Consider the following 26101-nt stretch of genomic DNA (forward strand, 5'->3'; position numbering starts at 1 on the left):
TGAGATGGGACAGGTTTTTCTTTGTCCACTTTATTTCTAAATATCAAAGACTCATGGAGGATAGGATGAGCTTAACGCATAAAGAAGATCCAATAGATTACTTTTTAAACGCCTGTGATAAAGCACAAATTGTATATAAGATTGCAGATCAATTGGGAGAGCGCTTTGGTTCGCAGTCAAACTTATTAAGGGCTGACTTGCAGCAAGTGCTTCAATTAGGTCGGCAAGCACTTATTAATTATCATTTAATGCCTGATGATTGTCAAAAATCCAAACTCGAGTTGCTTAATGTTTTACAGCTCACAATGGATGAATTACGTGATGAAGTGAGCGATTTTTTGGAGCTTAAGCGCTACTCAAAATGGAAATGTAATTCAGCTCAAGTCTCCTTTGTTTATAATTTATCAATTATGGAAGATTATTCCTACAAATCTTATAGTAGTTTTATCGAGAAAAATAATATTGATAAGGTAGCCAACTTATTGATTTGTGTGATCGACCAAACTTCTGATGAATTAAGGCACGAAATTCACGTATTAGAACGCAGTATTAAACGATCAATGAGCATTACCAAAATTAAGGATAAATTGAGTCGTGCTTAAATGGGAGTTTTATGAGCGAGCGATTGAATCGAGAAGAAATTGATTCGCAGGAAAATGATCTTGAAGTTGCTGACTTAAAGGGACAGGTCGACAGCCATTACAATTTACAAGTAAAAGATATGCTCTTTTATTTATTGGGACGTAGAGAGGCCATTTTAAAAGTGGCTCGCAACAGCTCGAGTTTGTGGTATGGCATACTCTTTGTTTTTTTTGCGGGTATTGCAAGAGAGTATGACCAAGAACTCATTAGCAAAAACTTAGAGATTTATTTTATTCCTTTTGCGGCCTCTGCAATTATGATCCTATGGATAATGTTGTGGTTTCAAATCAATACGCGAACTCTCAGTATACTGCTTAAGCAGCGTCAGATGCGGTCATTCTTTACGCTGTTTTGGATGACGGGGCCATTAGCCTTTCTCTACGCATTCCCCGTGGAGGAATTCTTCACCTCTATGGTTGCAGTGAATATTAATCTCAGCCTCTTAACTTTAGTCGCATTGTGGCGTGTATTTTTGTTTGGTCGCGTGCTTCACATTTGTACGGGAGTTAATTTTTATGCACCACTAATCACTGCTTGCTGTGTGGTAGCTTATCCGAGTCTGATGTTCAAATATGTTTCGATTGTGGGCGTTATGAGTGGTTCGGTCTTGAGTCCGGAGCAGGAAGTACTGCGCAACTTCACAGGGGGCAGTATGGGAGTGGTTTCTATATCATTTTTTGTTTCCCTACCGGTGACTTTGTGGCAATTTGTGATGTTTAAAAAAGCGGAAAGTGGACCAGTAGTCTTTCCAAACATTGATCAAAAGGGACGAGTCAGCTGGGTATTTATAGTTTTGGCTAGTCTCATTTCTTGTCTTGCTTTGATGTACTTTCAGCCCAAATTGAATATTCATCACAAGTTCACCTCTTTAGTTCGCCAGGATAAGTATGATGAGGCGCTTGATTTTACTCAAGATTTGAACCGCGATGACTTTGTAAAAACACGTCCACTGATTATCAAGTATACCCATGACGAAGGGATTTATCTCATGGTGGGACTCCAAGATACACATCCACTTTGGTTAAAAGAAGTTGTTTACAACTGGGCGTTAAAGAATATGAGTGAAGGATGGAGTAAAGACGAAGCCCTATTGGCTTTGCTTAATAAAAGGCCCTTATTAGAAAGTGATCTCGAATTTCTAAAATCGAATAAAGAAGTTTTTAACGAGTTCCTTTTTGATACCTTACCAAATACTAAAGCGAAATCCTATGAGAAAAAGAAAGGAAGTCAGTTAATTGAAGCTGTATCAAATTTTGTTCAATATGGAATTATTTCCGATATAAACCTCGAACATTTAAAGCAAGTTCAAAATCAATGAAAATTGCTTTTGTGGCGATGAGTGGGGTGCGAGTTCAAGATGAGGACTTGTTGCGCGAGGGCTTAACGCTTCCGGGTTTTGTGGAGCGTAGTGAAGTCATTGCCTCACTCCCCAGTTTAGGCTTGTTGACTTTGGCGGGGCTAACTCCAGGCTACCATGAGAAAGCCTATTTTGAGGTGAAACAATTTGAGGGCATAGATTTTCTCTCTGCTGATTTTGATCTAGTTGTGATTTCTTCTTTTAGCGCGCAAATTTTCGAAGCCTATGACTTGGCCAAGGCTTGTCGCATTCAGGGCATGAAGGTGATCATGGGAGGTCTTCACGTGAGTCTAAATCCTCATGAGGCGATGAATCATTGTGACGCCATATGTCTTGGTGAAGGAGAAATCCTATGGGCGCAGATTTTAGGCGACTTTGAAAAAGACGAAGTCAAAAAAGTTTACGATGCGTCAGGACAAGAATATTGTCTCCAGAACTCTCCAATGCCGGCCTATGAATTATTAGATCCAAGTTTTTATAATCGTCTCACCATTCAAACGAGTCGTGGCTGTCCGCATAGCTGTGAGTTTTGCGCAGGATCCATTTTACTAACGTCTAAGTACAAGCAGAAGCCAGCTGAGAAAATATTAGCTGAACTTGATAGGATATGTGAATTGTGGGATCGACCCTTTATTGAATTCGCCGATGATAATAGCTTTGTCAATAAAAAGTTTTGGAGAGAATTATTGCCCGAGATTCAAAAGCGCAATATTCGTTGGTTTACCGAGGCGGATATTGCAGTTGGCGATGATGAAGATTTTTTGGACTTGCTCTTTCAGTCAGGATGTAAGGAACTCTTGATTGGTTTAGAGAGTCCCGTTTTGAACGGTTTAGATGGAATCGAATTGCGCAATAATTGGAAAGCTAAAAGGATTGAGACATATAAAGAAAACCTTTTGCGAATCCAGCAAAAAGGCATCCGAGTGAATGCCTGCTTTATCATTGGTTTGGATTCACATGACGAAAGAATTTTTGACGCTGTTTATGATTTTTGCGATGAGTGCAATGTCTATGATGTACAAGTGACTTTACCGACGCCTTTTCCAGGGACGGAGCTCTACAAGCGACTAAAGAAATCAGGGCGATTACTAGAAGATCAAGCTTGGGATAAATGCACTTTATTTGACCTCAATTTTGAACCCATTCATTTTACTTACGATGAGTTAAGAGATGGGTTTCGAGGCTTGGTGAAGCGCCTTTATGCAAAGGAATTCACAAACAAGCGCCGAGAGCATTTTAAGCGTCAATGGAAGCTAGCGCGAACGGTTTAATTCTGCTTAGTGGGCTTATCTTTGGGATTTGGAGGAAAGTTTTTCATCACTTCATTGACGGTCTCTTTCACGACTTCGTTGCGGCGTAAGCGATCCATGTTATTGGGGATGCGTCGAGTTCCCACACCACGCCAAATGAGTTTGTTAGTTTTGGCAGAAAGGATGTCGATGAAAATGGTGCCTTTGCGATAATTGCGAAGCTCAACGTTGCTGGCGTGATAACTCGGGTAATGATGACGTCCGTAATAATGAGGGGAGTAGCCCGAGTAAGAAGTCACACTGCGGATCTCCTGCATCTCTTTGGCAACAACGACATAGTTGACGAGAAAGTGAACGGCCTCACCTTCTTTGGCAGGATGATAGCCATCGAAGTTGAGTTCTTGGTCGATATTGCGGGTTATGCGTCGGTGAAGGAGGTCATCAACTCCAGGAGGGTTTTTCTCGCGTTCATACCATTTGTAAGCACGTAAAAGCCTGAAATCAGCGAACTCATCATAATCACTAGAAGTTTTGACGGGACTGATACTACATGAAGATAAGAAGAGGGTGAATAAAAGGGTGAGGCAAAGTTGTTTCATGTTGTGTCCTATTGATGAAAATAATACTATCTATTATGTGTTATCTAAAGTGAAATAAAAGTAAATAGGCACAAAAAAACCCGCATGTAAAAATGCGGGTTGATCTGAAATCAAAAAGAATTACTTCTTTGATTTTGCGATAGCTTCGCGAACAGCCTCTCTCTGACGCTTGTTGTATCTTTTGCGTGCAGCGCGCTTTGTTCTTTTACGTAGTTGCTGGCCCATAGTGGACTCCTTTTAAATTATGCTTTTCTATAAAAAGTAGGCTAAGTATAGTTCCACTCTTTTAAGTTTCTAGATCATTTTAAATTTTTGAGGGAAGAAGATTTCAGTACGCAGTTATCAGCCGTCAGATTTTAACGAATTTTCGGAAATGGTTCAGTCGTCCGTATGAGGTTATCTATCAGTAACATTCTTATGCCAATTCAATTGAAGTAGAGACATAAGATTTCACGCCAAGGCGCTAAGTCGCCAAGAAAGACATAAATGGTAATTTTGAATGATTCATTATAAAATTTGAATTGATGATTCAGCAATAGGCTTGAGTTTGAAATGTAGGGATTCTGACCCCTGCCCTGCTACGGTGACTATCCATCGACTCTGCGTAAAACTTGGTGCCTTAGCGCCTTTGCGAGAGAAACCTGAGAGTAATTCCCTGCGTCAATTCAATTGAAATAGAGACATAAGATTTCACGCCAAGAAGCCAGTGCTCTAAATCATTTTAAATTTTTGAGGAAGGTTTCCAGTTCGTCTTCGCCACCCTTTTCCCAAGCACGGAGTGAAGCGGTACCGACAATGGCCATGTCCGCTTTGCCCTTGAGGAAGTCAGTGTCTTCTTTAGAAGAGACGCCAAAACCCACCGCGAGTGGTAAGTCAGTGGCTTCTTTACAGCGACTAAGGAAATCTTCGAGCGCAGTACTCATTTGAGTTTTTGTGCCCGTTACTCCCTTGCGAGCGACTACGTAAATGAGGCCTTTTGCGGTTGCCGCAATTTTATGGAGACGTTCAGTTGGTGTCGTGGGAGTCATGAGCATAATGGGTGCGAGACCTTTCGTTTCTGCGAGTGCATGGAGTTCCTCACATTCTTCAACGGGAAGGTCGGGAAGAATAAAGCCAGTGGCACCAGCTTCTACAAGAGCGTCGGTGAATTTTTCATAACCCATTTTCCAAGCAGTATTGAGGTAGCCCATCATCAAGATTTTGAAGCTAAAACGTTCGCTAGCTTTTTTCATGAATGAAAGACAGTCGTGAACGGTCACGCCAGCTTCAACAGCGGCTTGGTTCGCTTTTACAAAGAGAGGGCCATCAGCTGATGGTTCAGAAAAAGGGAATTGAAGTTCCACAATATCAGCACCATTTTCATCCATAAGTTCGAGCATGCGCCAGTTTTCTTCAAAAGAGGGGTAGCCACAGACCACGTGAGTCATGAGCATGAGGTCTTTTTCTTGAGCCGTTTCGCGGCAAAAAGTTTCGAGTTGATTAGTCATAGAGATCAGCCCTTTCTTTAATAAATGATTTCCATTTTGTGTCGTTTAAGGCTTCCGCAACAGTGAAGATATCTTTATCACCACGTCCTGATTGATTGACGAGAATGACTTGATCTTTATTCATAGTTTTGGCTTCTTTCACGGCTGAAACAAAAGCATGGGTACTTTCTAATGCAGGGATAAGGCCTTCTATCGACATGAGTAATTTGAGTGTCTCGGTGACTTCCACATCAGTCGCAGCATCAAAGCGCACACGGCCTATATCAGCTAAGTGAGCAAGAATAGGTGAGACTCCGATATAATCGAGTCCTGCAGAGACGGAGTGAGTGTCGAGCATGTTGCCATCCGCGTTTTGCAGGTATTTAGTTTTATAGCCTTGGGCAATACCTGTAGTAGCATCTGGATAAGCAATTCGAGCTGCGTGCTTGCCGATTCCCGGGCCATGACCACCAGCTTCGACGCCGACGAGTTCAACTGAATCATCATTTAAGAAGCCTTGAAATATGCCCATGGCATTTGATCCGCCACCAACACAAGCAAAAACTTTATCAGGTAATTTTGCCCCATTTGCAAGTAACTGCTCACGTGATTCTTTACCAACAATACTCTGGAAGTAAGAAACAATTTCGGGGAAGGGGTGAGGGCCGCATGCAGTTCCGAGAGCATAGTGGGTGTCTTCCATATTTGAAACCCAGTCGCGCATGCATTCGTTAATTGCATCTTTAAGAGTTTGTTGACCATCAGTCACTGCAATAACTTCCGCACCAAGGTTTTCCATCCAGAAAACATTGGGTCGTTGGCGTGCCACATCGACTGCACCCATATAGACCTTGCAATCAAATCCCATGCGAGCTGACATGGTTGCTGTGGCGAAGCCATGCTGGCCAGCACCTGTTTCGGCAATAATACGTTTTTTACCTAGACGTTTACAGAGAAGTCCTTGGCCCATGACATTATTGATTTTGTGGGATCCCGTATGATTGAGGTCTTCACGCTTTACATAAATCTGTGCGCCGCCAAGGTGTTCGGAAAGATTTTTAAGGTAGGTGACTGGTGTGGGGCGACCCGAGTAATTATGCATTAATTCGACAAATTCCTGCCAGAATTTGGGGTCTTTTTTTGCGTCGTTAAAGCAATCTTTGAGCTCCGTTACAGTGGAGTAGAGAATTTCGGGTATGAAGCAGCCGCCATATTCGCCGAAGTAACCTTCGCGACCGTCTTCGTAATCAAAGAGATTCATTATCTTTCCTAGGTTTAATCAAATTATAAAAAGTGGGTCAATATAAACTCACTTAAGCTTTCGTCACTCTGTGCCGAAAGCAATATAAATCAAGAATCTAAGCGGGGTTAATTATGAGTCAGCTTGGATTGTTTTGTCGAAGCGATCAAACTGGATTGTTTTGTCAAAAGAACTCGAAGAGCTAGTTCCTGAGCCATCGCTAGTTAGGAAGTACTCGGAATTTAAACTCCACCAATTTTTTGCTTTTTCCTGCGTCCAGGTTGCGAGGTCAAGAGAATCGAGTTTTTGGGCGAGTTCCATGACGTTTGTCGGACGATCTTTCGGGTCTTTCTCGAGGCACCAGAGTACAATGGCATCAAATTCTTCTGGGATAGGGAATTTGACGAGTTCAGTGGGTTTCATGGGTGTATCTTCGCGATGAGCGCGAAGAATATCTTCGACTGATTCATCACAAGAAAAAGGGTATTGCCCTGTAAGCATGACTGAAATTAAAATACCAATTGCATAGATATCGATACTATCATTAAGTTCATTGCGAGAGCTCGAGGCTTCCGGAGCCATATAACGAGGAGTTCCAGAGACTTTGTGACCACTTTCATCATTGCTGTCGTGTACGAGGCCAAAATCAAGAACTTTGATGCTATCAAAAATACCACCGCGATTACAAACGACAATGTTTTGTGCTTTGATGTCACGGTGAATGAGATTCATTGTATGAGCTTCGTGGAGTGATGCGCAGATTTGTTTAACAAAATGAATGACGCGCTCTGGAGCAATAGGGCCAGTTTTAGTGATGACTTCTTGGAGGTCAGAGCCTTCGAGGTATTCCATGGCGTAATAAAAGAGACCTTCGCGAGTTTTACCGTAATCATAAATACATATTGTATTAGGGTGTGTAAGTCGGCAAGTGATTCGCACTTCTTTTTCGAATTGAACGAGATCAACTTCACGAGCCGCTTCGTTTTTGAGAACTTTTATGGCGGTTTCCCGCTGCATTAATTGGTGTTCAGCTCTGTAGACAACTCCCATGGCGCCTTCGCCAAGTTTTTCGATAATCTTGAATTGTCCCAGCTCACTAGCGGCTTCAAGAGCAGCGCTGCGGACTTTTTTCTTGAGTTGAATACTGTATAGCGCATAAGCAATGAGGCCTAAAGCGAGTAGGGAGGCAAGACCAAAAATAATGGCAAAGATTTTTCGAATAATTGAGAGCGATCTAAATGCCTCCTCTTTATCAATTTCACTGGTGATAGCAAAGTCATATTCTTTTAGGTAAGTCCAGGCACCGATGACTTCGTAATCACGATAATCTAGGTAGCCCTCTGAATTAACTTGGACTTGTGGATAAGTCGTATTTGGATTGGAGAATGCATCTTCCAAAACAGTTAAAGCTTTTCCTTCTTTGTCGATTAATTGAACTTCGAGAACAGATGATTGATCATCTTTTTCCAAAATGTTGAGCTCGCGAAGTTCTTCATCGAAGCGGCTATGGGAGATCATCCATCCATCTTTATTGATCGCATAAGTCTCGCTTGATTCACCCGTCTGGGCTGTGACCTCCATGATACTACTAAAGCCGTGACTAGGATTGACACTGAAGGCAAGGTAGGCGTAAGTTTCGCCATTTTTATTTTTCAAGGATGTGCCGACGTACATAAGTACAAATTCATGTCCTGTTACGGGATGAGTGGCTTTTTTTGGTAAGCAAACAAAGTTACCATCCTTATCCATGAGGCTCTGAATAGCATCTGCAGTGTTGACTTGGTGGCCAAGGAGGGCGGCATTTTTCGAGGCAATCATGCGGCCGTGTTGATTGATGAGATAGTAATCTAGGAAACCATTATGGCTAAAAAAGCCGTTTAAAATGGATTCGAGTTTGGCTGTTTCACTTTTGAGTTGAGTTTCTTTGCTCTGAGCATAAAGCTCGGTAATTTGCAGAGTAGATTGTTTTATATGAGGGATTTTGCTGATGCCGCGAACGCGCTCCTTATAACCTCGGAGTAAAAGAGTCATGGCCTCGGCGTTACTGCGCAAAGTTTTCTCTAAGGAGTCACGGACAGAGTTTTCAATTTCAAATTTGAGCCGACGTTCTGTGAAGTAGCCCGTGAGTACGAGTAAAAGCAAAACAATAATAATGATGCTTCTATTGCGAACTTCCATATTGTGGATGGACATCAATGATGAACGTGTTTTGGTCAAAATTTTCTCCTAGGCGACTTCCTGAATACAAAATAAGCTTAGTAAGTCATTTAGCAACTTAGTAAGCTTATTCTCAATGCTTTGATGAAGAACTTATACCTTAAAATTTCTGGGCGTATTCCATCATATTGTCTGCTAGTGCTTCAAGACGTTCGCGGAGGTTTTCATCGATAAGTGCCCCGGATTTATCAAAGACTTTGTAGCAGCTCGCCACATTGACCATTTTTGGGTAAGTGTAGCAGCCTAAATGAGCCGTAATGCTATTGAGGTGTTCAAGGGCTTTAAGAGCACCAAAAGGACTCGCTGCCACACCGAGGATGCCTACGGGTTTGCCACCGAGAGCAGAAGGGTAACCGAGATTATCAATAATGAGTTTAATCACAGAGCTGTAACTACCGTGATATTCTGGTGTCGCCATAATAACGATGTCTGCATCGCGTACGAGTTGAGTGATACGTTTGGTATCTTCCGTTTCAGTTGTAGCAGGGTTGTTGAGTTTAAGGTCGAGAGGGTCGAGCTGACTAACTTCTGCACCTAAATCAGTGAATTTATTTTCAACGACTGTTAAAGCTTTTTTTGTGTTGCTGTAAGCACTGGCTGAACCGAGAATGGTTACGACTTTCATGTAAATCTCCAAAATTTGATTTTTATAAAGTGTCCTAATAAAAATGAATGGCAAGTATTATTCATTCGAAAATCGACTTGGATCAGTTGAGAAGGGGATTTAGGCAACAAAAAAGCCGCCAAAATGGCGGCTCAATTGTTTTTCCTTTCCTCACAGATCACTAAGAACTTCCTCCAAAATTTTTAGTGAGACTCCATTTTTCGATGCCTCCTTTCCAAAGTCCACATCGAAACTCCTCTCTCCATCACTTGTCTCCTTTCCCAAAGATCCATCAAGTGATTTCCTTTTCTCATTTAATAATACGGAGCTCAGAAGCTCTATCTGTCGTCACTTTAAAATTTTTTTCAATAATTTTTATTTTTCGTCAACTTTTCTGATGACGCGGCAGGGGTTTCCTGCGGCAACAACTCCTGGAGGAATGTCTTTTGTGACCACGCTAGCAGCACCGATGACGCTGCCCTCACCTATGTTGATTCCGGGACAAATCGTTGTATTGCCTCCAAGCCAAACATTATCTCTAATGCTTACAGGAGCGGCAGTTTCTTGCCATGTGGCTCTTTCTATGGGATTAATGGGGTGCTGTGCCGTGTATATGTGGACTCCAGGGCCAATCATTACATTATCGCCAAGACTGACTTCGCAAGTGTCGAGAATGACGCAATCAAAATTGAGGAAGACTTTGTGACCAAATTTTATATTGTAGCCATAGTCGCATTTAAACGAAGGCTCAATCCATATACTGGAGTTCTCCGTCTGAAAGAGTTCCTTGAGGATCTTGACGCGAAGTTTCTTTTCAGTTTCAGTCGACTGATTAAACTGCCTGCAGAGCTTGCGAGCGACTTCTCTTTCGCGAGTGAGTTCTTTGTTAGCCGGGTTATAAAGTGTGCCGGAAAGCATTTTTTCTTTTTCAGTCATAGGTTCCTCATAGGTGTTAGCAGAGTGTCAATTCTTACTGGAATACTTGATGCGGACTTCGCAATTGTTTAAGAAGAGAAAATCGAAAAAACTCCTTACAATTGTGCCGATAAATCCCACTGGTTAAAAAATTAAGATGCAGTATTCTGTAAGCCTTAATAATCTCCCAAATATAAGGCATGTGTTGATGCGACTCAATAAATTTATCAGTGACTCAGGTTTTTGTTCTCGACGCGAGGCCGATCGCTTGATTGAAGAGGGGCGCGTATTGATTAATGGGAGACGCTGTAAAACGGGTCAACAAGTTGAGGACAAAGACTTTGTGGAAGTGGATGGTCAACGCATTAAAGCCAAGCGTCAAAAAGAGCGCGTCTATTTGGCTTTCAATAAACCCGAAGGGATTACCTGTACAACGGAAGGCTCCGTAAAGGGGAATATAGTTGATTTTATCAATTATCCTGAAAAAATATTTCCGATCGGACGTCTCGATAAATTTTCCAATGGCTTGATCTTTATGACTAATGATGGCGACATAGTCAATAAAATCCTACGTGCGGGCAATGCTCATGAAAAAGAGTATGTGGTCACCATTGATCGACCGGTGACGGATGAGTTTTTGAGAAAGATGTCCAATGGGATTCCGATTTTAGATACAGTTACAAAAAAGTGTAAGGTCACGAAAGTAAGTAAGAATACTTTTCGAATTATTTTGACTCAAGGCCTGAATCGCCAGATTCGTCGCATGTGCGAATATTTAGCTTGCCGCGTTTTGAGTCTCCAGCGGACAAGGATTATGAAAGTCGATTTAGGGAAATTAAAGCCCGGAACTTGGCGTCACCTCAATCCTAAAGAAATGGCTGAAATCAATCAAATGATTGAGAGCTCGAGCAATACGCAAGAGGCTTCAAAAGATTCGAATAAACAAGGTCGCAGATCGCTCCCAAAACGTCCAGTCGCTCGCCAAAATATGAAGACTTCAAGTCAGAGTCATAAGAAGTCGAGTCCTAAACGTCGTGGACAAACGTCTGGTCGTCCTTCCAAACAAAATAGTAAATCACGACCTCAGCGCAAGCGCCGATAAATTACTCCTCTGGATCGATTTTACGGCGATTTTGTTTCTTTTGTTTCTGCACTTCGCGATACTTTCGTTCGCGAACTGAGACACTGCGTTTCTTCCTTGTTGCAACGCGTTTTTTGCGCTTTCTTCCCGCCATCACTAGGCTTTGACGTAGCTTTTTTAAACAGATTTCGCGATTGCGATGTTGGCTACGAGATTCAGATGATTGAACCACGAGGCCCGTGGGGAAATGCACTAAGCGCACTGCGGAATCGGTGGTGTTGACGTGTTGACCACCGGCGCCCGAGGCGCGGAAGGCGGAAAACTGACATTCCCGAAAAAGAGCCTCATCTTCCGTGGGAATGACGTAGCCGAAAGGCAGTTTTTCGAGGCGGTTATTCACGAGTGAATTCCTCGGAGAAATGGGGCCAAGGGAATTTCGAGAGTGCGGAGTTCGCAAAGCGGTGATCAAAAGTGACTTCGCGGTAAGCCCAGGTCGGGAGGGGGAACTCGGTTTCTTCTGAGGGGAGCTCAATTTCGGCGAGTACGAGACCTTGATTATCACCATCAAAAACATCAATCGTCCATTCGAACCCTTGGTGTTCTAAAGTGTAGCGCTTTTTGCTGATGATAGTGGACGTGGCAAGCTCTGTGAGCATGAGGTTTGCGTCGTCTAATGGGATTGAATACTCACATTCGAGACGAGAAAAACTATTTTCTGGAGTTTGGCCCTTAATAGTTAACCAAGCTTGGTTTTGTGAAGTTCGCACACGAACAGTGGCTTTGCCTTCTTTAGCTATGTAGCCTTGACGCAAAAGCTGAAAAGGAGCCTCTAGCCAAGGTTGCCCTTGGACGAGGAACTTCTTTTCAATTTCAATAGACATTAAATATGGAGGCTTGGAGGGTAGATGTGCTGATCTACCGCTTCTTGCAAAGCGTCGATCACATCTTGTTTGTCCTCTTTGTAAGTAACACCAAACCATTTGCATGGACTCTCGATTATATCGCAGTCAGCTTGCTTGTTTTTGATAAGTTCGTCAATCACAGAAGGGATGTAGAATTCAGATTTTGGAGTGTTGAGCTGAGCGCTGAGGAACTCGATGAAAGCCGCTTCATAATGGGCCAGCATTGATGCGCTCATGCACCACATATTCATTGAAACCGGAGTTTTGGCATCGAATTCATTGCCATCTTCGTCAACAATTTTATCGCCTTTTTGAACAAGACCATGAGTTTCGGTGATGTCGCTCAAAGTATTTTTAGAAGACTTCTTGCAAACGCCGCGTGAGACTGTGCCATTTTGAGACAGAGTTTGAGCGAGTTCAAAAGTGACAATGCCACATTTTTCTTCTTCGGAATCTTCCCATGAATCAATCATTGTCGATGCCAACTTAAAACTCTCTAAACCATAAAAGTCATCTGCATTGATGATGAGGAAAGGATTCTTGATGGTGTCGATTGTCGATAGCAAGGCGTGACCTGTACCCCAGGGCTTTTCGCGACCTTCCGGGCATTCGAAACCAGTAGGGAGGTGGTCGAGCTCTTGGTAGCAGTAAACGATTTCAGCGAGGTCATTGAATTTGGGGCCAATGAGCTCTTTGAATTCATCAGCAAAGTCACGGCGGATAATGAAGATGATTTTATTGAAACCAGCTCGTAGAGCATCGTAGACGGAGTACTCGAGGATAGCTTCGTCAGAAGGGCCGAGTTGATCAAGCTGCTTGAGTCCGCCATAGCGCGATCCCATTCCTGCAGCTAAGATAACGAGAGTTTTAGTCATAGATTATCCTTATTTTGGGCGAGCTAAGCCGCGTTCAGATTTTTCACAAAAGTTGACAATGTTGTCGATAACGGGACTATCTGAAAATTCCTCTTTGAGTAAAGTGATCGCTTGCTCAAGTGTGTTGCCTCTTTTGAAAAGAATTTTAAAGGCTTCATTAGCATTGCGAATTTCGTCTTTGCTGTATCCGGCGCGGTCCATGCCAATTTTATTGACAATGCGGCAAGATCCGGGAGCTCCCTCGCAAATAGTGTAAGGTAAAACGTCTTGGATCACACGAGCCATTCCAGCAATCATGGCGTTTTTACCAACATTACAGAATTGGTGAACGGCTGAGAGACCACCGATATTAGCGTGATCTGATACAGTTACGTGACCTGCTAAAGTTGCGTTGTGACTGAGGACCACATGATCGCCGACGATGGTGTTGTGACCAACGTGAGACAGAGCGAGAAGAGCGCAGTTTGAACCCACTTTTGTAATCGTTCCATCATCAGTGCCCGAGTGAATCGTCACGTATTCGCGGATAATTGTGTTGGAGCCAACTTCAGTATAAGTGATATTGCCTTCTTTGAATTTTAAGTCCTGTGATTGTGAGCCAATCGATGCGAAAGCGTAAATTTTGCAATTGTCGCCAATTTTGGTACGACCATCAATGACGACGTGAGATTGTAGGTAGCAGTTATCGCCAATCTCTGCGTGTTCACTAATCGTGCAAAAAGGGCCGATTTCGCAGTTGTCACCCACTTTCGCATTGGGATGAACAAAGGCTTGGGGATGGATGTTCGAAGCCATTTTACGCTTCCTTTTCAACAAGAGCAAAAGCCATTGCGAGTTCAGCTAAGGGTTCAGAACCACAATAAACTTTACAAATACCGCGACCAAGGCGAGACTTGAGGAAATCGAGTTTGAAGTCGATTGTGAGGAGGTCGCCAGGAACAGCTGGGCGGAAGAATTCGGCATCTTCAATAGAGACGAAGAGCCCGATTTTGTTTTTGTTCTCAGGTTGTGCTAACATGTAAACACAGCCGAGTTGCGCGCAAGTTTCAGTGAGAACAGAAATAGGCAAAACGGGTGAAGGGGGAATGTAGTTCTGAGAATAAGGTTCGTTAATACTGACGAGTTTCTCGCCGACGATATGCATATCTTCCATGTGAATGACATTGTCGATAAACTGGAAAGGAAAGCGGTGAGGGATACTTGCGGAGATCGCATTTGTATCCATGACTTTTTCTTTGTACTCTGCGAATTCAGGAAGGGGCTCTGGGATGAGCGTTGTCGGCTCGAATGGCGTGCATTCAAGTGTGCCGAGAGTCAAAGTAACAATGCTGCAAACTTTGCCGTGACCATTTTTTGCGGTAGCACTGAGTTCGGCAGATTTTTCACTTACTTCTGAAATACTGAGCTCGATAATGAGTTGATCGCCTGGGAGGACAGGGTTTTTGAAACGCATTTTATTGATTTTTCTAACCCAAGGAGTTCCTTTGCCGCCTTCAAGTTTGAAAGCAGCACTCGCAACTTGCGATACGGCGGCTAATTGCAATACACCAGGCATGATGGGGTTATTGGGGAAGTGACCCACAAAATAATGTTCGTTTACAGTGACGTTTTTGAGGGCACGGTATTTACCCGTTTCTTCACCGACTTCGATGCGGTCAACTAAGAGCGCAGGAAAACGTTGGGGGATGAGGTCGAAGAGTTCGGGGTAAGAAATGATTTTTGACATTGTTATTTTGATCCTGATGTAAGTTTAAGCATTTGTTGAACCATGGTCACGTTAGATGGGTGGCCAGGTTTTACGGCAATGATATGAGCTTTTAAAGGCTTGCCGAGTAAAGAGAAGTCTCCAACGATATCGAGCATTTTGTGACGCACAAATTCGTCGTCATAGCGCAAGCCATCTTTAGAGTAAATGGTTCCGCCATGAATAACGGTAGCATTATCGAGGCTACCACCTTTAATGAGGCCCGCATTCATGAGGTATTCGAGTTCAAAGTATGAACAGAAAGTTCTAGCTTCGGACAAATCTTTCTCGAAGGAGTCTTGTGTGACTTCCATACTGAGGTACTGGGTGTCGAGCACGGATTGATCGTATTTCACTGTGCATGAGATGCGGAATTTATCGTCGGGAACGACGGTGATGAGGGCGTGGTCCATTTCAAGAGTTTGGACTTCATCAACGGTGAAATACTCTCTTTCGGCATCCTGTTCAACTGCGCCAGCTTCTTTGAGGATTTTTAAAAAGGGTAATGAGCTGCCATCAGCAATGGGGGGCTCAGGCCTATCCATTTCTACATAGACATTATCGATGCTACGACTCATGAGTGCGGCCAAAACGTGCTCAACTGTATGAACGACGGCGTCGCCATCTTTCAAAGTTGTGGCGCGTTCAACATCTGTGGCATTAGTGCCCACAGCGAGGACACCAGGTTGACCCGGTAGATCCATGCGGCGAAAGATAATGCCCGTGTTCGCGGGTGCAGGTTGAAAAGTCAGCCTTGCACGATGCCCTGTGTGAAGGGAGATTCCCGTGAAGGAAACCGACTTTTCAATTGTGTGTTGTTTGTCTGGGTTCAAAGTGCGATCCAAATTATAATTTTATCATCGCCCAATATACGAGAACTTGCCTTTATTTCACGGCAGAGCGAGAAAAATTAGTCGCGGTTTGAGCCCATATAGCGCAGGACATAATAAATTAGCGTCATCAGTGCAGAAATGGCAGATGCTAAGTAAGTTAAGAAGGCCGCATTAAGCACTTTGCCGGCACCATCTACTTCGCGCGGAGCTAATAAGCCCGCAGTCATCATCGCTTTTTTGGCGCGAGCTGAAGCGTCCCATTCAACTGGGAGAGTGACAACTGTGAATAGAAATGCTAGTGCCAAACCAATAATACCAATGAGCATGAAGGGGCGTGAGCTCAAAAATAGCCCTGCTATTAAACATATATTTCCCACTTGATTGCCGATGCCGACTAAAGGGCACATGGCAGAGCGCATATTTAAAAAAGCGTAGGCCTGAGCGTGTTGCAGGGCGTGGCCTGCTTCGTGACAGGCGACACCAATAGCTGATAATGAACGACCATTATAAACATCTGGAGATAAACGCAAAGTTCTCGACCTTGGGTCATAGTGATCAGATAAGAAACCTTGGGTGATTTCTATTGTGCAATTATTTACGCCGTTGCGACGCAACATTTCATTGGCGGCTTGCGCGCCAGTGAGGCCTTTGCTGCCAGGAACTTCTTTATAGCGGTTGAAGGTTGATTTTGTGTGCCAAGAGGCAAAAAGGGAAAGAGCTAAGGCGGGTAAGAAAAAGAAAAGGATGTAAGTCATGTCGAAAGCGAAGACAGCTAAAGGTGTAAAGATCACGTTAATCTCCTTGAGTTTAAAATTTAGCAATTTATTTTAATTTATAATTAATACCAAAAGAAGAATATGGCAAAAAAGAAAAAGCAAAAACAAAATCATGCTGAGCGCTTCGAAAATCTAAGCGAAGAACAGAAAATGGAGATCCTTAGTTCTGCGGCGCGTTTGCGAAAAGCGCATAAAATGAAGAAGAGCGATCGAGGAGATTGGAAGCGCAATTTAGAGAGGGGGCGCGACCACTCGGGGAAGAAGGCTTCGAGGATGGCTAAGCAAAAGCCAGATGCCTTAGAGGACTGGACTCGGAAAGCCATGGAATTAGCTGACTCAATGAACACCCTCGAGAAAGAAAGTGAACGTGAACTCTTTGAGGGCGTCGTAAAAAGTATTTCTCGTGGCGGTGGGATTTTGCGAGGTGCGCATGGAGAAATCACCTTTTTTCTTAAATCCGAATTAGCGATGTTGCAAAAAACAGGCGTTTCAGTTGGCGAAGAAGTCTACTACTCTATGAAAGATGATGGTAGCGCACTGGTGGAGCGTATCGCCAAGCGTAAGAGTATTTTTTCGCGACCCGATCCATTGCGACCCAAAATTGAGCGTGTGATTGCGGTGAATATTGATTACGTTTGCATGGTGTCTTCACTTGATAGTCCCGTTTTTAATCCCTTTTTTATTGATCGTGTACTCATAGGGGCTCGTCAGAGTGGTGCCGAGTTTGTCTTGTGTTTGAACAAGATGGATTTGGAAGTCGAAGATAAAGAGCAAGTCCTCAAGGAATTGGATTACTACCGCCAACTCGGCGTGAGTATTTTTGAGGTCTCAGCCCATGATGAGCAAGGGATTGATGATTTAAAGCTCTTTTTGAAAGGGAAAAAATCTGTATTTGTCGGAACGAGTGGTGTGGGTAAATCATCTTTGCTCAATGCGATTAGCCCAGATTTAGATATCAAAACTCAGGAGACTCGAGAAAAGGCTGGTGGTCGCGGTAGGCACACCACAGTGATGTCGACTTTTCACTATTTAGAAGACGATGACCTCTATATAATTGACACGCCGGGTTTCAGAGAGTTTAATTTAATGGAAATAAGTAAGGATGAACTGAAGTTTTATTTTCCAGAGTTTGATGGTTTAGAAAGTTGTAAATTTAGCAACTGCCAACACATTCACGAAGTGGGCTGTGTAGTTTTAGATGCTCTGGACAATGGTGATATATATGAACGTCGTTACGATAGTTATTTAAGAATTTTGGATACTTTACCCAAAAGTGAAACATAAAAAAGGATAGGAAATGTTTACTTTAAAATTATTAAGGAAGATAGGAAAAATTTTGCGTGGTGGTGCCACAACGCGTGAAATCATGTTGGGCTTTATGTTAGGTATGATTTGGGGTTTGATCCCTGGCTTTAACCTCGCGCAATTTTTAATGTTGTTTTTAGTCTTGTTACTCAATGCCAATTTTGGCTTCATGCTGATGGGGCTCTTAGCGGGTACTTTGGCTTGTTACGGATTGTCGACTCTGACTTTCGAGATTGGTTACGTATTGATTTCAAGTTTACAGGGTTTGTTTACAAGTTTGCATAATACAGCTGTGATTGCTTGGGTCGGTTTAGATAGTTACTGCTTAGTGGGCGGTGTTCCCTTGGGCATCATTGTCGGTGGAGCCATAGGTTTGTTTCTTGGCAAGACAGTCGTATCACTTCGCGAGCGCATGTTTAAACTCGAAGCAAGTGACAGAATGCAGGAACTCAATGATAAGTTGTGGGTTAAAATTCTTTTGTTTGTGGCTTTTGGAGGGAAACTGCCGAGCCAAGAAGATCAAGAAGATAAAAAACACCCCTTCTTTCGTCCCATGGGTCTTGGCCTTGTGATTGTCGTCGGGCTAGTTGTTTTTGCAGCTGAATTCTTCCTCATGGAAAGTATTATGAAGTCTCAGCTCGAAAAGCAGTTGACGAGAGCGAATGGTGCTGAAGTTAACATTGCGGACCTCAAATTTTCTATGGGCCAAGGTAGTTTGACTATCCAAGGTTTAGAAGTCACGGATAGCTCTGACTTAAGTAAAAATAGTGTACAAATTAAAGATATAGCCTTAGACTTACAGATGTCAGATTTGCTTCGTAGCCGTGCGGTTGTTGAACTCCTGAAAGTTGACATAGTGGAGTTTGGTATGGTGCGTGCAAGTCCTGGGAAAGACTATGATTCGAAATCTAAAAAAGAAGAAGAGCCACCCAAAGAGCAGGAAAAAGATAAGGAAGGTGAGTTCGACTTAAATACTTATCTCAACAAGGCAGAAGAGTACAAGCGATTTTACGACAAGGTCAAAGAGTATTTAAAGAATAAGGAACAGAGTGCTGAGGCTAAAGCCGAAAATAAACCTGTAAAAATTACGAAAGAAGACTTGCGTAAGAAGGCAGAAAAACTCGGCTTCCTCAATCTGCGAGCTCGTGAGCTCTATCAAAATGTTGCCGCTTGGCATGTGAAGCAAACGAGTGTGAGCAATATAAAAACGGACTCGCGTTCGTACACGATGGAAATATCTGATATGAGTAGCCACCCCGTGATTGTGGGTAAGCCCGTTTTAGTAAACTTGGGTGATGGCAAGAATATTGAAGCGAATTCGACTTTGAATGTGCATCAGTTGAATGCTCAAAATAGTCTGAAAGTTAAAGTTACTGACTTAAAGCGTAAAGAGGATATCGACTTCGGTGAAGATACGGCAGCGATTCTTCGCGATGGCGACATGAGTTTTGACTTAGAAGGCACTTTCTCTGCGAAAGAGATCAATTTGCCCTTTATGTTGAAATTGAGAAATCTCAATGTGGATGTTCGTCCTGGCAAGAAGGTCTTAGGTCTCAAGGAAGAGGATGCGGAGATGGTGCTCAATGCCATGGAGTCACTGGATGTTAAGGGTGAGTTCTTAGGGTCTTGGGATAAGCCAAAGCTTAAGATAGACTATGATCTCTTGATGGAGCGAGTTCAAAAGGCTTTAGTTGAATCGGGCAAAAAGCTTGCGAAACAAAAGATTGACGAAGAGAAAAAGAAAGCGGAAGAAAAAGTCCGTAAAAAAGCTGACGAGAAAATCGAAAAAGCTAAAGAAAAACTCGATGGTAAACTCAAGGGTTTATTCGGCAAATAAGATTCAGTAAATCTGATTTCAAAAGGCTTGAAGCGGTTCTGTTTCAAGCCTTTATTGCGTACCTTATAAGTCACTGTTAAGAGTTGCTGATGTCAATGGTAGTTGTTTTGTGACTAACATTAGGGGATGAACACGAATCTAGCCTTTCAGAGGCTTAAGTAGACTAATATAGGTACAAAAAAAAATCCCCGGTAAAGACCGAGGATTTTTTGAACTAAGTAAAAAGCTTTTTACTTACGAGAAATAGCAGAGGCTCTCAAGTACTCGCGGTTCATGCGAGCAATGTTTTCAACTGAAATTTCTTTCGGGCAGGCCGCTTCACACTCACTTTCGTTTGTGCAGTGACCAAAACCTTCTTCGTCCATTTGAGCTACCATGTTGAGGGCGCGTTCAGTACGCTCAACTTGGCCTTGTGGGAGAAGTGCGAGTTGTGATACTTTAGCTGAAGTAAAGAGGCTAGCAGAAGCATTTTTACATGCTGCTACACAAGCGCCACAACCGATGCAAGTTGCGGCATCCATTGCGAGGTCCGCATTTTCTTTGGGTACGGGTATTGCATGAGCATCAGGAGCTGAACCCGTCTTGATAGAAGTGTAACCACCAGATTGTATGATGCGATCAAATGAAGAGCGATCAACTCTTAAGTCACGAACAACTGGGAAAGCAGCCGAGCGCCAGGGCTCAATAAAGATAGTTTGTCCATCGCTGAACTCACGCATGTGAAGCTGACAAGTCGTTGTTGCTTTTGCAGGACCGTGAGGCTGACCATTGATGAATAGTGAGCACATGCCGCAAATACCTTCGCGACAGTCGTGGTCGAATACAACAGGAGCTTTGCCAGAGCGTTCGAGTTTATCGTTTAGTGTGTCAAGCATCTCGAGAAAAGAGATCTCAGTAGAAATGCCCTTCATTTCGTGCGTTTCAATGTAACCTTTCTCCGAGCGAGATTTTTGACGCCAGATTTTGAGGGTTAGGTTAAGTAGTGTTCCGTTAGAGCTCATTATTTGTAACTCCTTTGTGATGGTATGCAGTGTTTGAATTCGAGTTCTTCGATATGGCGTTCAGGCTCATTGTCGACGCCTTTAAATTCCCAAGCTGCTACATGCTGGAAGTTTTCATCATCGCGCTTAGCTTCATTATCTTCGGTTTGTGATTCTTCGCGGAAATGGCCGCCACAAGATTCTTCACGAGCTAGGGCATCGCGACCCATGAGTTCCCCGAGTTCAAGGAAGTCAGCTACGCGGCCAGCTTTTTCTAGTGTGATGTTTAAATCAGCATTTTCACCAACAACTGAAACGTCGGACCAGAATTCTTTGCGAAGTTCTGAAGTATCTTTAACGAGTTTTTCGAGGCCATTTTTGTCACGAGCCATACCACAATATTCCCACATCATTTTACCCAAGCGCTTGTGAATATCATCCACAGATTGCTTGCCATTGATATCGAGGAGTTTTTGGTTGGTTTCTTTTACAGCATTTTCTGCAGCTTCGAATTCAGGCATATCAGTACTAACTGTTTCTTGCTTATTGGAACCGAGGTAGTTAGAGACTGTGTAAGGTGCAACGAAGTAGCCGTCAGATAGCCCCTGCATGAGTGCTGATGCACCTAGGCGGTTAGCGCCATGATCAGAGAAGTTGGCTTCACCGAGAACGAAAAGTCCATCAAGGTTAGACATGAGGTTGTAGTCGACCCAAAGGCCACCCATTGTATAGTGAATTGCGGGGTAGATCTTCATGGGAACATCGTATGGTGAGTCAGCTGTGATGCATTGGTACATATCGAATAGATTTCCATATCGAGCTTTAATGGCTTCATAGCCGTCTCTTTCAATTGCCGCGCTGAAGTCTAAGAATACGGCTTCGCCAGTGTCATTTACACCTAAGCCGTTATCACATTCTAGTTTGGCCCCACGTGAAGCAACATCTCGTGGTACAAGGTTACCGAAAGCGGGGTAGCGCTCTTCTAAGTAGTAGTAACGATCGGCATCAGCAATATCTTTTGCAGTTTTAGTGCCTTTGCGAATGGCAGCTACATCTTCTTTTTTGCGTGGAACCCATACTCGACCGTCATTACGAAGTGACTCAGACATAAGGGTAAGTTTTGATTGATTTTCACCATGTACAGGGATGCAAGTTGGGTGAATCTGTGTGTAACACGGGTTGGCAAAGTAAGCGCCGCGTTTGTGTGCACGCCAAGCAGCCGTCACGTTTGAGCCCATTGCATTTGTAGAAAGGAAGAAAACATTGCCATATCCACCAGTACATAATAGAACTACGTCAGCAGCGTGACGATCAATACTTCCTGTGTGAAGGTTACGAGTGATAATGCCTTTAGCTTTGCCCTCGACCATGACTAGATCAAGCATTTCTGTACGAGTGTGCATGGTAACTTGACCGGATTTGATCTGACGACTTAGAGCACTGTAAGCACCAAGTAGCAGTTGTTGTCCAGTTTGACCCTTAGCATAGAAAGTACGCGATACTTGAGCACCACCGAATGAACGATTGGCGAGGTAGCCGGAGTATTCGCGAGCGAATGGTACACCTTGAGCGACACATTGGTTGATGATATTGCCAGATACTTCAGCTAAGCGGTGGACATTGGCTTCACGAGCGCGGTAATCACCACCTTTTACTGTGTCGTAGAAAAGTCTGTAAATACTGTCGCCATCATTTGGATATGATTTGGAGGAGTTGATGCCGCCTTGAGCTGCAATAGAGTGTGCTCGGCGTGGGCTATCTTGTATACAGAAGCAATCAACATTGTAGCCCATCTCTGCTAATGAAGCAGCTGCAGATGAACCAGCTAAGCCAGAACCAACTACGATTGCTTTGAATTTACGGCGATTGGCGGGGTTGACCAACTTCATATTGAATTTGTGTTGTTCCCAAAGTGTCTTTAGATCGCCTTCAGGTACATTTCCGTTGAGTTTCATATTAGTGTTCTCCTGGGCAGCATTCTGTTAACGAACAATCTACTGGATTGATGAAACCGAAGTAGATGGGGAAGATTAAGTAACCAATAGCAAAAATTAGTGCTAGAGCTAAAGATGTTTTCTTTACCAGTGGGGTGTAGCGCGGATGGTTAAGACCGAGAGTTTGGAAAGCGCTCTGAAAGCCGTGCTTTAAGTGGAAGCCAAGAAGAATCATAGAAACTATGTAATAAGCCGAATAAAGCTTGTTGCCGAATAATTCAACAACTGTTCTGTAGAGATCTCGAGTAGCCGGTGCTGCCGCAGTTGGCTCTAGCGCGTAATCAGTACCAAATTTAAATGTTACTAGGTGTACAATTAGGAATACAAATATGATACCCCCTGTGTGAACCATGAAGCGTGAAGAAAGATTACTTTCGCCATGTGTTTTGCGCACAACGTAATCTGAACCACGAGCGGCAGAACTGATCATCTTTGTGCGGATAGCGCAAAAAATGTGAGTTACGAATAAGGCGAGTAATCCGAATTCTGCGGCCCACAAAACGGGGCCTAAGGAAGTCAGTTTATAAGCGTATTCATTGAAAGCTTCGGGGCCGCCAATTGAGGGGAGAAGCAGGAAATTACCGGCAAGGTGTGTTACTAAGAAGCCTGTGAGAAGGAGGCCCGTAGCAGCCATGAGGACTTTCATCCCAATGGTGGATGAGATAAATCTGCACTTGCATTTGCTCATTTTTTTTCTCTTTTTTTAATTCATTTTAAGTCGCGGTCAAATATGTGTCATAGCAAACTATTTACAATACGAAAAAGTACCGAAATCGTAAAAAAACAAGCTTAAACTTACGCAAGTAACCTGTTTTTTTTTGTCCGCAAGTATACATTTATTTCACTAAATAATAATTAGGCAACATGCGATCAATGGTACTTGTAGATAATAAGATTTTTTTTATACAGCTTGAAGGTGATTTAGGCCTTAGTGAACTGCAAGCTTTACAGCAAGAACTTGCCGTTGGTTTTGATGCCTTTGGTGAGTGGGAGCAAATGACTTTGGATCTCTTTAATGCAGGGTCATTATGCAGTGCAGCTTTTGGCTACATAAAATATTTATTTAAAGTTTGCGAAGATCGCGGCTGTCAGTTTATGGTGATTGGCTGCTCTGATGAAACTCTGTCTCGTCTTAAATTATTTCGTTTAAATGAGCAGTTTCCTATTGGGATCAATAAAAGTAGCGCTGAACTCGCTGCCGAAAAGAAATAATTATTTAGAAAATTTAATAATGATTTTTTCCGAGTCTCTATGCAGGGGCTTGATGCGTCGGTATTGCCTGTCTGAGATCTTTAAGCCCTCCGTGCTTGGAGTGAAGCTGAGATGACTGCCGTGTATGAAGTTAAGTTTTAAACCATTGTAAAGGGTGATTTCAGTGCCGTCATTCTTGCCGCGAACTTTGGCATTTTTATCAATTTTCATGTTGATTTGAAATTTCCCTGTAATGGCTTTTTCGGAAGTATTCTTAAAGCGCCAATTTAATTCTAATGCATTTTCTTTTAGGGCAAATGAGCGGTTGACGTTAAGGCTAGGATGCGGAAGGAAGGTTCGCGAAATGATCGATTCCTTATCGTGAATATCGGAGCCATTACGTGAGCGGAAGTTTTGTGCAGTACTGGGGAAGCTTTCTTGTAGATAATCGAAGGCGAGTTCATCATCAAAGATGGCTTTGCCTATGTAGCTACCCTCCGTTTTATGGTAGACGATTTTGAGAGCATCTTGCTTTAGGAGGAGTGCGTCTGAACCTAAGTCTTCAACTTCGGGCTTATTAACACAGGAAAAAAATAGGGCAGTACTAAATAATATCAGCGAGAGTTTGTTCATTCATTTTCTCCAAAAACGCATTAAGTCCCGAGTACATTAATCCTGCAAGCTTACAGCTATCGATGACAGGGCAAGTATTTCGTTCATTGTTAAAGCATTGCACCAAATCCAAGTCGGGCTCAATATCTTTAATAATATTACCAATCCTCATTTCCTCTGGGGGATCAGAAAGTGTAAATCCACCACCGTAACGACCGCGTTTAACGTTGAGGTAACCTTTTTTCTTAAGTGCATTGACGATCTGGGTGACGTTGGCTTGTGTGATGTTGTAGCGTTCAGAAACCTCAGTTGAGGTAATGAGCTTTTCTTTGTTTTTTGCTGCATGAAGCAGGATGCGCAAGGCATAATCAGTTTTTAAATTTAATCTCATTATAATCTTTTATATTTTTTAAAACTATAATTTGAATGTCATCAAATGCAATGTTAATATTAAACTTAACTTAGATATTCATGTTTAAGCTTACACCACTATTTTAGCAAAGGAAAAATGATAATGGCACTTTCACAGGAAACCATTGATATAGTAAAAGCCACAGCACCTGTAGTAGGTGAGAATGCTGAAAAAATAACGAGTAGATTTTACCCGATCATGTTTGAGCGTTATCCGATGGTTAAGGAATTTTTTAATCAGAGTCACCAACGAGATGGCCTACAACAAAAAGCATTAGCAGGAGCCGTTGTTGCTTATGCTTTAAACATTGATAATTTGGGTGCATTAGGCGGTGCGGTAGAGGGAATCACCGAACGTCACGCATCATTGAATGTTCAACCCGAACATTACCCCATCGTGGGAGAATGTTTGCTTGCGGCGATCGCAGAAGTTTTAGGCGATGCCGTCACTCCAGAGATTGCTAATGCTTGGGGAGAAGCGTATGGCTTCCTCGCAGAGATTTTGATTGGAGCTGAAAAAGCGAAGTACGCAAAAACGGCTGAGAAAGCAGGCGGATGGAATGGCTATAAGTCATTTAAAGTGATCAAAAAGGTAAAAGAGTCAGCAAGCATTACCTCATTTTATTTTGAAGCCGAAGATGGTACGCCAATTATCTCATATGACTCAGGTCAATATATCAGCATGAAACTTGATCTTGGTGAAGAACAGAAGTCAGTAAGAAACTATTCTTTATCGAATTGGGGTGGGAAATACTTGAGAATTTCAGTTAAAAAAGACGGTGATTTCTCAACGCACTTACACGATAAAATTAACGAAGGCGACTGTGTCGAACTCAATGCACCATATGGTGTATTTAAGCTTGCTCCAGGTGAAGGGGCAGTGGTTCTCGTCTCTGGTGGTGTAGGTATTACGCCGATGCTCAGTATGCTGAATCAGCTCAGCAAAAATGAATCGACGCGTGAAGTTAGCTTTTTGCACGGAACTCAAAATAAAGATGAGTTAGCCTTTGAAGATGAAGTCAAAGCTTTAACAGAAAAAGATAATTTTTCTTATGAAGTAAGCTTCTCTGATGAAGGTAAAAAAATCAGCATAGATGATTTAAAGAAAGCGAGTAATAATGTGAAGGAAACGGACTTCTATGTTTGTGGCCCAGTTGGCATGATGAAAGCGCTTTGCAGTGACCTCAAATCTTGGGGTGTTGCAGATGAAAATATTCATTATGAATACTTTGGTCCTAGTGGAACACTTTCCTAAGTATAAACTTAGCAC

25 protein-coding genes and 1 pseudogene are annotated in these 26101 nt (G+C 42.9%); 8 read left to right on the forward strand and 18 right to left on the reverse strand.

Features of this window, described 5'->3' with window-relative positions; translation table 11 throughout:
* Positions 1-65 precede the first annotated feature (65 nt).
* From LNTAR_RS07960 to LNTAR_RS07970, 3 genes are read left to right on the forward strand one after another with little or no spacing between them, the layout of a single operon-like run.
* Entirely contained in the window at positions 66-602 is a 537-nt protein-coding gene (locus LNTAR_RS07960; RefSeq protein WP_007278160.1) for a hypothetical protein, read from the forward strand.
* An 11-nt stretch (positions 603-613) separates the two neighbouring features.
* Positions 614-1960 carry a hypothetical protein gene (locus tag LNTAR_RS07965; protein ID WP_007278161.1) on the forward strand — a complete coding sequence of 449 codons (1347 nt, stop codon included), beginning with the start codon at positions 614-616 and terminating at the stop codon, positions 1958-1960.
* Positions 1957-3270: a B12-binding domain-containing radical SAM protein gene (locus tag LNTAR_RS07970; RefSeq protein WP_007278162.1), complete on the forward strand. Its 1314-nt coding sequence runs from the start codon at positions 1957-1959 to the stop codon at positions 3268-3270. Before LNTAR_RS07965 ends, LNTAR_RS07970 begins: the two co-directional genes overlap by 4 nt.
* On the opposite strand, the gene LNTAR_RS07975 is transcribed toward LNTAR_RS07970, so the two are convergent.
* The 6 genes from LNTAR_RS07975 to LNTAR_RS08000 all read right to left on the reverse strand — a co-directional run bounded on the left by LNTAR_RS07975 (position 3267) and on the right by LNTAR_RS08000 (position 10311).
* Positions 3267-3848: a DUF4136 domain-containing protein gene (locus LNTAR_RS07975; protein WP_007278163.1), complete on the reverse strand. Its 582-nt coding sequence runs from the start codon at positions 3846-3848 to the stop codon at positions 3267-3269. The two genes, LNTAR_RS07970 and LNTAR_RS07975, sit on opposite strands and share 4 nt — an antisense overlap.
* Before the next feature lie 716 nt (positions 3849-4564).
* Positions 4565-5335, reverse strand: a complete 771-nt coding sequence (trpA, locus tag LNTAR_RS07980; RefSeq protein ID WP_007278165.1) for a tryptophan synthase subunit alpha — start codon at positions 5333-5335, stop codon at positions 4565-4567.
* Positions 5328-6575, reverse strand: coding sequence for a tryptophan synthase subunit beta (gene trpB / locus LNTAR_RS07985; protein ID WP_007278166.1), 1248 nt, complete (start codon positions 6573-6575; stop codon positions 5328-5330). Before trpB ends, trpA begins: the two co-directional genes overlap by 8 nt.
* Positions 6576-6686: 111 nt before the next feature.
* Positions 6687-8771: a serine/threonine protein kinase gene (locus LNTAR_RS07990; protein ID WP_157473385.1), complete on the reverse strand. Its 2085-nt coding sequence runs from the start codon at positions 8769-8771 to the stop codon at positions 6687-6689.
* Positions 8772-8871: 100 nt separating this feature from the next.
* Complete coding sequence (locus LNTAR_RS07995) at positions 8872-9396, reverse strand: NADPH-dependent FMN reductase (protein ID WP_007278168.1); 525 nt, start codon at positions 9394-9396, stop codon at positions 8872-8874.
* 354 nt (positions 9397-9750) lie between these two features.
* The gene (locus tag LNTAR_RS08000; protein WP_007278170.1) at positions 9751-10311 is read right to left on the reverse strand and encodes a sugar O-acetyltransferase; all 561 of its coding nucleotides are present in this window, start codon (positions 10309-10311) and stop codon (positions 9751-9753) included.
* A 187-nt stretch (positions 10312-10498) separates the two neighbouring features.
* Here LNTAR_RS08000 and rluF point away from each other — a divergent pair, with 187 nt between their 5' ends.
* Entirely contained in the window at positions 10499-11392 is an 894-nt protein-coding gene (gene rluF, locus LNTAR_RS08005) for a 23S rRNA pseudouridine(2604) synthase RluF (RefSeq protein WP_007278171.1), read from the forward strand.
* Position 11393: 1 nt separating this feature from the next.
* On the opposite strand, the pseudogene LNTAR_RS27930 reads toward rluF, so the two are convergent.
* The 7 genes and pseudogenes from LNTAR_RS27930 to LNTAR_RS08040 all read right to left on the reverse strand — a co-directional run.
* A pseudogene (locus LNTAR_RS27930) lies at positions 11394-11681 on the reverse strand (peptide chain release factor family protein); the annotation flags it as partial.
* 82 nt (positions 11682-11763) lie between these two features.
* Complete coding sequence (locus tag LNTAR_RS27935; RefSeq protein WP_007278173.1) at positions 11764-12252, reverse strand: CYTH domain-containing protein; 489 nt, start codon at positions 12250-12252, stop codon at positions 11764-11766.
* Positions 12252-13148, reverse strand: a complete 897-nt coding sequence (locus LNTAR_RS08020) for a glycosyltransferase family protein (RefSeq protein WP_007278174.1) — start codon at positions 13146-13148, stop codon at positions 12252-12254. The genes LNTAR_RS27935 and LNTAR_RS08020 overlap by 1 nt, the downstream gene beginning before the upstream one ends.
* Positions 13149-13157: 9 nt before the next feature.
* Positions 13158-13943, reverse strand: a complete 786-nt coding sequence (gene lpxA / locus LNTAR_RS08025) for an acyl-ACP--UDP-N-acetylglucosamine O-acyltransferase (protein WP_007278175.1) — start codon at positions 13941-13943, stop codon at positions 13158-13160.
* Between the two features lies 1 nt (position 13944).
* Positions 13945-14874, reverse strand: a complete 930-nt coding sequence (locus tag LNTAR_RS25385) for an ApeI family dehydratase (protein WP_007278176.1) — start codon at positions 14872-14874, stop codon at positions 13945-13947.
* 2 nt (positions 14875-14876) lie between these two features.
* Complete coding sequence (gene lpxC, locus LNTAR_RS08035; protein ID WP_040914478.1) at positions 14877-15725, reverse strand: UDP-3-O-acyl-N-acetylglucosamine deacetylase; 849 nt, start codon at positions 15723-15725, stop codon at positions 14877-14879.
* 77 nt (positions 15726-15802) lie between these two features.
* A complete protein-coding gene (locus tag LNTAR_RS08040) occupies positions 15803-16516 on the reverse strand; it encodes a zinc metallopeptidase (protein ID WP_007278178.1) in 714 nt (237 codons plus the stop codon).
* A gap of 66 nt (positions 16517-16582) precedes the next feature.
* Here LNTAR_RS08040 and rsgA point away from each other — a divergent pair, with 66 nt between their 5' ends.
* Both rsgA and LNTAR_RS08050 read left to right on the forward strand, forming a co-directional pair.
* Positions 16583-17785, forward strand: coding sequence for a ribosome small subunit-dependent GTPase A (gene rsgA / locus LNTAR_RS08045; RefSeq protein WP_007278179.1), 1203 nt, complete (start codon positions 16583-16585; stop codon positions 17783-17785).
* Positions 17786-17798: 13 nt separating this feature from the next.
* Positions 17799-19643 carry a DUF2062 domain-containing protein gene (locus tag LNTAR_RS08050; RefSeq protein WP_007278180.1) on the forward strand — a complete coding sequence of 615 codons (1845 nt, stop codon included), beginning with the start codon at positions 17799-17801 and terminating at the stop codon, positions 19641-19643.
* 230 nt (positions 19644-19873) lie between these two features.
* On the opposite strand, the gene LNTAR_RS08055 is transcribed toward LNTAR_RS08050, so the two are convergent.
* The 3 genes from LNTAR_RS08055 to LNTAR_RS08065 are packed head-to-tail and all read right to left on the reverse strand — an operon-like array spanning position 19874 to position 23305.
* A complete protein-coding gene (locus LNTAR_RS08055) occupies positions 19874-20644 on the reverse strand; it encodes a succinate dehydrogenase/fumarate reductase iron-sulfur subunit (protein WP_007278181.1) in 771 nt (256 codons plus the stop codon).
* The gene (locus LNTAR_RS08060; RefSeq protein WP_007278182.1) at positions 20644-22578 is read right to left on the reverse strand and encodes a fumarate reductase/succinate dehydrogenase flavoprotein subunit; all 1935 of its coding nucleotides are present in this window, start codon (positions 22576-22578) and stop codon (positions 20644-20646) included. Before LNTAR_RS08060 ends, LNTAR_RS08055 begins: the two co-directional genes overlap by 1 nt.
* 1 nt (position 22579) lies before the next feature.
* On the reverse strand, positions 22580-23305 hold the full coding sequence (locus LNTAR_RS08065; RefSeq protein ID WP_007278183.1) for a succinate dehydrogenase cytochrome b subunit: 726 nt from the start codon (positions 23303-23305) through the stop codon (positions 22580-22582).
* Between the two features lie 176 nt (positions 23306-23481).
* On the opposite strand from LNTAR_RS08065, the gene LNTAR_RS08070 reads away from it, so the two are divergent.
* The gene (locus LNTAR_RS08070; RefSeq protein WP_157473391.1) at positions 23482-23829 is read left to right on the forward strand and encodes an STAS domain-containing protein; all 348 of its coding nucleotides are present in this window, start codon (positions 23482-23484) and stop codon (positions 23827-23829) included.
* On the opposite strand, the gene LNTAR_RS08075 is transcribed toward LNTAR_RS08070, so the two are convergent.
* Complete coding sequence (locus LNTAR_RS08075; RefSeq protein WP_007278185.1) at positions 23830-24441, reverse strand: hypothetical protein; 612 nt, start codon at positions 24439-24441, stop codon at positions 23830-23832.
* Positions 24413-24811, reverse strand: a complete 399-nt coding sequence (locus tag LNTAR_RS08080; RefSeq protein WP_007278186.1) for an RrF2 family transcriptional regulator — start codon at positions 24809-24811, stop codon at positions 24413-24415. Before LNTAR_RS08080 ends, LNTAR_RS08075 begins: the two co-directional genes overlap by 29 nt.
* A 123-nt stretch (positions 24812-24934) precedes the next feature.
* Between LNTAR_RS08080 and hmpA the strand changes: the two genes are divergently transcribed.
* A complete protein-coding gene (gene hmpA, locus LNTAR_RS08085; protein ID WP_007278187.1) occupies positions 24935-26086 on the forward strand; it encodes an NO-inducible flavohemoprotein in 1152 nt (383 codons plus the stop codon).
* Positions 26087-26101: the final 15 nt, after the last annotated feature.

Source organism: Lentisphaera araneosa HTCC2155 (assembly GCF_000170755.1).
GTDB lineage: Bacteria > Verrucomicrobiota > Lentisphaeria > Lentisphaerales > Lentisphaeraceae > Lentisphaera > Lentisphaera araneosa.